The following is a 6,854-nucleotide window of genomic DNA, read 5'->3' as shown; positions in this document are numbered from 1 at the left end:
ATCACGCGTGATCGACGGGTTCTCCGCCTTACGAGCCACCTTGTCGATCTCGTCGATATAGATGATCCCCGTCTCCGCCTTCTTCACGTCGAAGTCCGCCGCCTGCACCAGCTTCAACAGAATGTTCTCCACGTCCTCACCGACATACCCCGCCTCGGTGAGCGCCGTCGCGTCCGCGATCGCAAAAGGCACGTTCAACATCCGCGCCAACGTCTGCGCCAGATACGTCTTGCCCGTCCCCGTCGGACCGATCAACAAGATGTTCGACTTCGCCAGCTCCACGTAGTCCGGGTCGTCGGGGCTCGACGGCTTGGACTGCTCGCCCGCCTGGACGCGCTTGTAGTGGTTGTAGACGGCGACGGCCAGGGCCCGCTTCGCGGCGTCCTGGCCGATGACGTACTGCTCGAGGAACTCGAAGATCTCCTTGGGCTTGGGCAGCTCCGTGAGGCCGAGCTCCGTCGCCTCGGCGAGCTCCTCCTCGATGATCTCGTTGCACAGGTCGATGCACTCGTCGCAGATGTACACCCCGGGGCCCGCGATGAGCTTCTTGACCTGCTTCTGCGACTTGCCGCAGAACGAGCACTTCAGCAGGTCGGCGCCGTCTGAGATACGAGCCACTACGCGTCTCCTTGTCCCGGTGCCGAAGCCTCCTGCCGTCGGGGTCGACGACGCGGGGCCCGGGCACGGCCGAGCGAGTCCTGCTCCCCATTCCACACCACGGGGCCCCCGTTGTCAGGTGGGCTCCCCGTACGGGGCGCAACGTGTCGCGCCGTCGTCCCCCGGCGGGGGACGACGGCGCGGCGTGAGGTCATGCTGGTCGGGCGGTCACGTCAGGGCTTGTTGACCGCGACGGCCTTGCGGCTCTCGAGGACCTGGTCGACGAGGCCGTACTCCTTCGCCTGCTCGGCGGTGAGGATCTTGTCGCGCTCGATGTCCTGGCGGACCTGCTCGACCGACTTGCCCGAGTGCAGCGCGAGCGTGTCCTCGAGCCACTCGCGCATGCGGATGAGCTCGTTCGCGTGGATCTCGATGTCCGACGCCTGCGCGTAGCCGCCGCCCTCCATCGCGGGCTGGTGGATGAGCACGCGTGCGTTCGGCAGGGCGAGGCGCTTGCCCGGCTGGCCCGCGGCGAGCAGGACCGCGGCGGCGGACGCCGCCTGGCCCAGGCAGACCGTCTGGATCTGCGGCTTGATGTACTGCATCGTGTCGTAGAGCGCGGTCATCGCGGTGAACGACCCGCCCGGCGAGTTGATGTAGAGGATGACGTCGCGGTCGGGGTCCTGGCTCTCGAGCACGAGGAGCTGGGCCATGACGTCGTCCGCGGACGCGTCGTCGACCTGGACGCCCAGGAAGATGATGCGGTCCTCGAACAGCTTGGTGTAGGGGTCCTGGCGCTTGAAGCCGTACGCGGTGCGCTCCTCGAACTGCGGGAGCACGTAGCGGGCCGACGGCGCGCCGCCCGGCAGCGCGATGCCGCCGGGGCGCGCGCCCGCGCCGGCGAGGCGCTGCGCGGTGGACAGGTACTGGGACTCGGCGCTGAAGCTCACGGGTTCTCCTCGGTGAAGTCTGGTGTCCGGTGCGGGGTCAGGAACCCGTGGTGCCGCCGCCGCCGGTCACGGACGACGCGTTGGTGACGACGTGGTCGATGAAGCCGTACTCCAGCGCCTCCTCGGCCGTGAACCAGCTGTCGCGGTCGTTGTCCTTGAGGATCTGCTCGAGCGGCTTGCCGGTCTGCTCGGCCGTGAGCTCGGAGAGCACCTGCTTCATGTGCATGATGAGCTGCGCGTTGATGCGCACGTCGGTCGCCGTGCCGCCGATGCCGCCCGAGGGCTGGTGCATCATGACGCGCGCGTGCGGCGTCGCGTACCGCTTGCCCTTGGTGCCGGACGAGAGCAGGAACTGCCCCATCGACGCCGCCATGCCCATGGCGATCGTCGCGACGTCCGGCTGGATGTACTGCATCGTGTCGTAGATCGCCATCCCGGCCGTGATCGACCCGCCGGGCGAGTTGATGTAGAGCCAGATGTCCTTCTCCGGGTCCTCCGCGGCGAGCAGCATCATCTGGGCGCAGATGGCGTTCGCGTTCTCATCGCGCACCTCTGAGCCGAGCCAGATGATGCGCTCCTTGAGGAGCCGGTTGTAGATGGAGTCGTTGAGTCCGAAGCCCGGACCCTCGGCGCGGTTGACCGGGGCCGTCGCGTCGGACGGCAGGTACAGCTCGTTCACATCCATCTCCTTCGTCGCTCCCGCGGGTCGCCCCCGCCTGCGCTGCCCTGGCCGGTCCCGGGAGAAGGTCCCGGTCCAGCCGTGCTGCAAGTGACCCTAACGCGGTCCGTGCCCGGCGTTCGTCCCGATAGCGCGCGTTTTCGCTGACGGCGCACCAGGCGGCCGGTGCACGCCGTCACGGCACGGGCACGACGACGGCCCGCCCCCTCGCACGGAGGGTGCGGGCCGTCGTGGGACCTGCTCCGACCGACCGGCCGGTGCCGCGTCAGGCCTTCGTCGAGTCCTTCTCGTCGTCCTCGACCGGAGCCTCGGCGGCGGCGGCGGCGGAGTCGTCGACGAGCGCCTCCTCGACGGGCTCTGCGGCGACGTCCTCGACCGACTCGTCCGCGGCCGCGTCCTCGTCGTCCGAGCCGATGAACTCGGTGAGGTCGACGACGTTGCCGGCGGAGTCCTTGACCTCGATCTGGCGCAGCGCGACGGCGAGCGACTTGGAGCGCGCGACCTCGCCGACCATCGCGGGGATCTGCCCGCCCTGGTCGAGCGACTGGATGAACTGGTTCGGGTCCATCCCGTACTGGCGCGACGCGCTCACGAGGTACTCGAGGAGCTCGTTCTGCGCGACCTTGATCTCGAGCTGCTCGGCGAGGGTGTCGAGCAGGATCTGGTTGCGGATGGCGTCGGTCGCCTCGACGGTGACCTCGGCGCGGTGCGTCTCGTCCTCCAGGCGGCCCTCGGACTCGAGGTGGCGGTGCACCTCGGCCTCGACGACGCCCGACGGCACGGGGATCTCGACCGCGTCGTTGAGCGCCTTGAGGAGCTCGTCGCGCGCGGCGACGGCCTGGTTCGAGGTCTTGATGCTCGCGACCTGCTCGCGCAGGTCGGCGGTGAGCTCCTCGAGCGTGTCGAACTCGGACGCGAGCTGGGCGAAGTCGTCGTCCGCGTCGGGCAGGTCGCGCTGCTTGACGGACGTCGCCGTGACGGTGACGGACGCCTCCTTGCCCTCGTGCTCGCCACCGGCCAGCGGGGCGTTGAACGTGGTCGTCTCGTCGGCCGAGAGACCGGTCAGCGCCTCGTCCAGGCCCTCGAGCATGTTGCCCGAGCCGATCTGGTAGCTGACGCCGGAGACGGAGTCGACCTCCTCGCCGTCGATCTCGGCCGTGAGGTCGAGCACGACGAAGTCGCCCTCGGCCGCGGGACGGTCGACGCCGACGAGGGTGCCGAAGCGCTCGCGCAGCGCGTCGAGGCGCTCGGTGACGTCCTCGTCGGTGACCTCGGCGGGCTCGACCGTGATGGCGAGCGTGTCGAGGGCGGGCAGCGTGATCTCGGGGCGGACCTCGACCTCGGCGGTGAAGACCAGCTGGCCCTCGCCGGCCTTGGCCGGGATCTCGGTGACCTCGACCTCGGGCTGGCCGAGCGGGCGCAGGCTCTCCTCGCTCGCGGCCTGGCGGTAGAAGCCGGACAGGCCGTCGTTGACGGCGTGCTCGATGACGGCGCCCCAGCCGACGCGCTGGTCGATCACGCGCGGCGGGACCTTGCCCTTGCGGAAGCCGGGGATGTTCACCTGCTCCGCGATGTGCTGGTAGGCGTGCTCGATGCTCGGCTTGAGCTCGTCGTACTCCACCTCGACGGTCAGCTTGACCTTGGTGGGGTCCAGGGTCTCGACGGCGCTCTTCACTTCGATGATCTCCAACTGATCGGGGTGGGCCGGCGTCCGGCCGGGGACGGCTCCGCACGCAGGCGTACGGGCAACCGTTCCATGGTACGCGAGCGGTCAAGCGTCGCGGTCAGGCCGACGTGCGCGGACCCGGGCGCTGCACCACCAGGACGACGGCGAGCCCGACGACGGCGGTCGCGACGACGGTCTGCCACCGCAGCCCGACCACGCCGAGCACGTCGAGCAGCACGGCCATGACCATCGGGCCGCCGACGACCGTCAGCGTGAGGACGAACGTGCCGAGGTGGCGCACCGCGTACGCGGCCGCCACGGTGATGAGGGTCCCCAGCGGGCCGCCCAGGTAGAGCCACCACTGCCCGGGCAGCGTGACGCCGTCGAGCGCGCCGAGGGGCGCGGCCAGCGCGCACACGACAGAGATGCCGACGAGCCCGCCCGTGACCGAGGTGAGGGTCGCGACGACCGGGTCGCCTGTGAGCTGCGTGACCCGGCCGTTCCCGGCCTGCTGCCCGCACAGGACGGCGCCGCCGACGAAGAGCGCGACCCCCGCGAGGACGGCGCCCCACCCCGCGTCGGTCGTCGCGCCGCCGAGCACCGCGACGCCCAGGCCCACGAGCGCCGCGAGCCCCGCGGCGGCCCGGCGCGCGGTGAGCCGCAGCGGGGCCGGGAGCCCGACGCCGCGCGCGTCGAGCGCGAGCCCCGCGACCGTCTGGCCGGCGACCGAGCACACCGACGCGACCGCGACGCCGACGAGCGGGACCCCGGCGGCCATGGCGACGACGATCGGGACGCTGCACAGCCCGACCGCGAACCACCACCACGACGCGGAGGTGCGCAGGACGTGGAGCGTGGAGCGGACACGACGGCGGGCGACCACCACGAGAACGGTCGCGAGGAAGGTCCCGACGTAGGAGAGCCAGGCCGCGACCACGGGTCCGGTCCCGGCGGCGGCGAGGTCGCCGTTGAGGCGGCCCTGGAGCGAGAGCACGGCGCCGCTGCCCGCGGCGACGACCGCGGCGAGGGTGACGCGCGTCGCCGGTCCGGTCGCGGTGGTGGACGTGGTCACGGGCACCTCTCGAGGACGGGACCGACGAGACGGCCCGGACGTCGACGACGCCCCGCGACGCCCCAGAAGGGGCGCCGCGCGAAGGTCGGGGTGACAGGATTTGAACCTGCGACCTTCCGCTCCCAAAGCGGACGCGCTACCAACCTGCGCCACACCCCGTCGCCCGCCACGGCGGCGGGCCAGGGCAAGTGTACTGGCGGGTGAGGGCACCCTCGTCGGCGCGCCGCAGACCACCGGGCGGCGGCGGGTGCACGGCGGGCAGAGCCACCGGGGTTTGCTAAGGTTGCGGCCGCAGGTCGGCGCCGTGCCGGTCCTCGGCCCTCCGGTCGGGGGCCCGGATCCCGGTCCCACGGCCCGTGCGGGCGTAGCTCAATGGTAGAGCCCCAGTCTTCCAAACTGGCTACGCGGGTTCGATTCCCGTCGCCCGCTCCGACGCTCTCGGGCTCCGTCCCGACCGCGGAACCCGAACGTGACGAGGGGCGCCCCGCCAGGACGGCGGGGCGCCCCTCGTCGTCTCGCCCGCACACCGACGCCTCCGACCGCGCGACCGTCTCGTGGACGGCGTTGCAGGGTCCGTACGCGGACCGATAGCCTCGGGGTCACACGCGCCGCCCGCAGGCCCGGACCTCCGGGCGACCGCGGCGCGACCGACCAGGAGGAGCGAGGAATGACCGCGACGATCGCGCGTCCCGCACCGCTGCACCGCGCCGAGTCGCGCGTCTCCTGTTGTCGCTGTCTCGGCTGTCGCTGACGAACCGCCGCCGACCCCGCGCGCCGCTCCGCGCCGCACCCAGGCCGCCCCGTCCGCACGAGCCCGCCCCCGCCGTCGTGCCCGCGCGCCCGCAGCGTCCCCGCGAGACGCTGGGCACCGTGGTCACGGACCGCGACGGCCCTCGTCCCCTGATCAGTACCCCCACCCCGGCTCACCCCGAGCCGTCGACAGAAGAGGAAGACATGGCACGCATCTACGACGACGTCACGCAGCTCGTCGGCAACACCCCCCTGGTCCGTCTCAACAAGCTCACGGACGGCCTCGGCGCCACCGTCGTGGGCAAGCTCGAGTTCTACAACCCCGCGAACTCGGTCAAGGACCGCATCGGCGTGGCGATCATCGACGCCGCGGAGGCGTCGGGCGAGCTGAAGCCGGGCGGGACGATCGTCGAGGCCACCTCCGGCAACACCGGCATCGCGCTCGCGATGGTCGGCGCCGCACGCGGCTACGACGTGGTGCTGACGATGCCCGAGACGATGTCGAAGGAGCGGCGCGCCCTGCTCCGTGCGTTCGGTGCCGAGCTCATCCTCACGCCGGGGTCCGAGGGCATGAAGGGCGCCGTCAACCGGGCGGACGAGATCGTCGCCGAGCGCGAGGGCGCGATCCTCGCGCGCCAGTTCGCCAACGAGGCCAACCCCGAGATCCACCGCCGCACGACGGCGGAGGAGATCTGGGCCGACACGGACGGTGCCGTCGACATCGTCGTCGCGGGCATCGGCACCGGCGGCACCATCACGGGCGTGGGCCAGGTGCTCAAGGAGCGCAAGCCCGGCGTGCAGATCGTCGCGGTCGAGCCCGAGGAGTCGGCCATCCTCAACGGCGGCCAGCCCGGCCCGCACAAGATCCAGGGCATCGGCGCCAACTTCGTGCCCGAGATCCTCGACACCTCGGTCTACGACGAGGTCATCGACGTCAACGCCGAGACCGCGGTCGAGTTCGCGCGCCGCGCGGCCAAGGAGGAGGGGCTGCTGGTCGGGATCTCGTCCGGCGCCGCGATCGCCGCCGCGCTCCAGCTCGCCGCTCGCCCCGAGAACGCGGGCAAGCTCATCGTGACGATCATCCCCTCGTTCGGTGAGCGCTACCTGTCCTCCGTGCTCTACGCCGACCTGCTGGACTGA

General features: G+C 71.5%; 6 protein-coding genes and 2 tRNA genes. 2 read left to right on the top strand and 6 right to left on the bottom strand.

From position 1 onward, the window contains the following. The 6 genes from A0J59_RS20890 to A0J59_RS20865 all read right to left on the bottom strand — a co-directional run. A partial coding sequence (locus tag A0J59_RS20890) for a ClpX C4-type zinc finger protein (protein ID WP_156533220.1) occupies nt 1-618 on the bottom strand: 618 nt, incomplete at its 3' end. A gap of 212 nt (nt 619-830) precedes the next feature. Further along, nucleotides 831-1,547, bottom strand: coding sequence for an ATP-dependent Clp protease proteolytic subunit (locus A0J59_RS20885; protein WP_047232615.1), 717 nt, complete (start codon nt 1,545-1,547; stop codon nt 831-833). 37 nt (nt 1,548-1,584) lie between these two features. Next, on the bottom strand, nt 1,585-2,232 hold the full coding sequence (locus A0J59_RS20880) for an ATP-dependent Clp protease proteolytic subunit (protein WP_047232614.1): 648 nt from the start codon (nt 2,230-2,232) through the stop codon (nt 1,585-1,587). A 259-nt stretch (nt 2,233-2,491) separates the two neighbouring features. Continuing rightward, nucleotides 2,492-3,901 carry a trigger factor gene (gene tig / locus A0J59_RS20875; protein ID WP_053371021.1) on the bottom strand — a complete coding sequence of 470 codons (1,410 nt, stop codon included), beginning with the start codon at nt 3,899-3,901 and terminating at the stop codon, nt 2,492-2,494. A 109-nt stretch (nt 3,902-4,010) separates the two neighbouring features. Further along, entirely contained in the window at nt 4,011-4,964 is a 954-nt protein-coding gene (locus tag A0J59_RS20870) for a DMT family transporter (RefSeq protein WP_172820096.1), read from the bottom strand. A gap of 85 nt (nt 4,965-5,049) precedes the next feature. After that, nucleotides 5,050-5,123: transfer RNA gene (locus A0J59_RS20865), tRNA-Pro, on the bottom strand. A gap of 199 nt (nt 5,124-5,322) precedes the next feature. Here A0J59_RS20865 and A0J59_RS20860 point away from each other — a divergent pair. Together A0J59_RS20860 and cysK are read left to right on the top strand one after the other, a co-directional pair. Next, nucleotides 5,323-5,393, top strand: a tRNA-Gly gene (locus tag A0J59_RS20860). Between the two features lie 525 nt (nt 5,394-5,918). Next, a complete protein-coding gene (gene cysK, locus A0J59_RS20855; RefSeq protein ID WP_064317332.1) occupies nt 5,919-6,854 on the top strand; it encodes a cysteine synthase A in 936 nt (311 codons plus the stop codon).

The sequence above is a fragment of the Cellulosimicrobium sp. I38E genome, from assembly GCF_001647255.1.
GTDB lineage: Bacteria > Actinomycetota > Actinomycetes > Actinomycetales > Cellulomonadaceae > Cellulosimicrobium > Cellulosimicrobium cellulans_E.
This window is presented reverse-complemented; position numbering and strand designations above follow the sequence as displayed.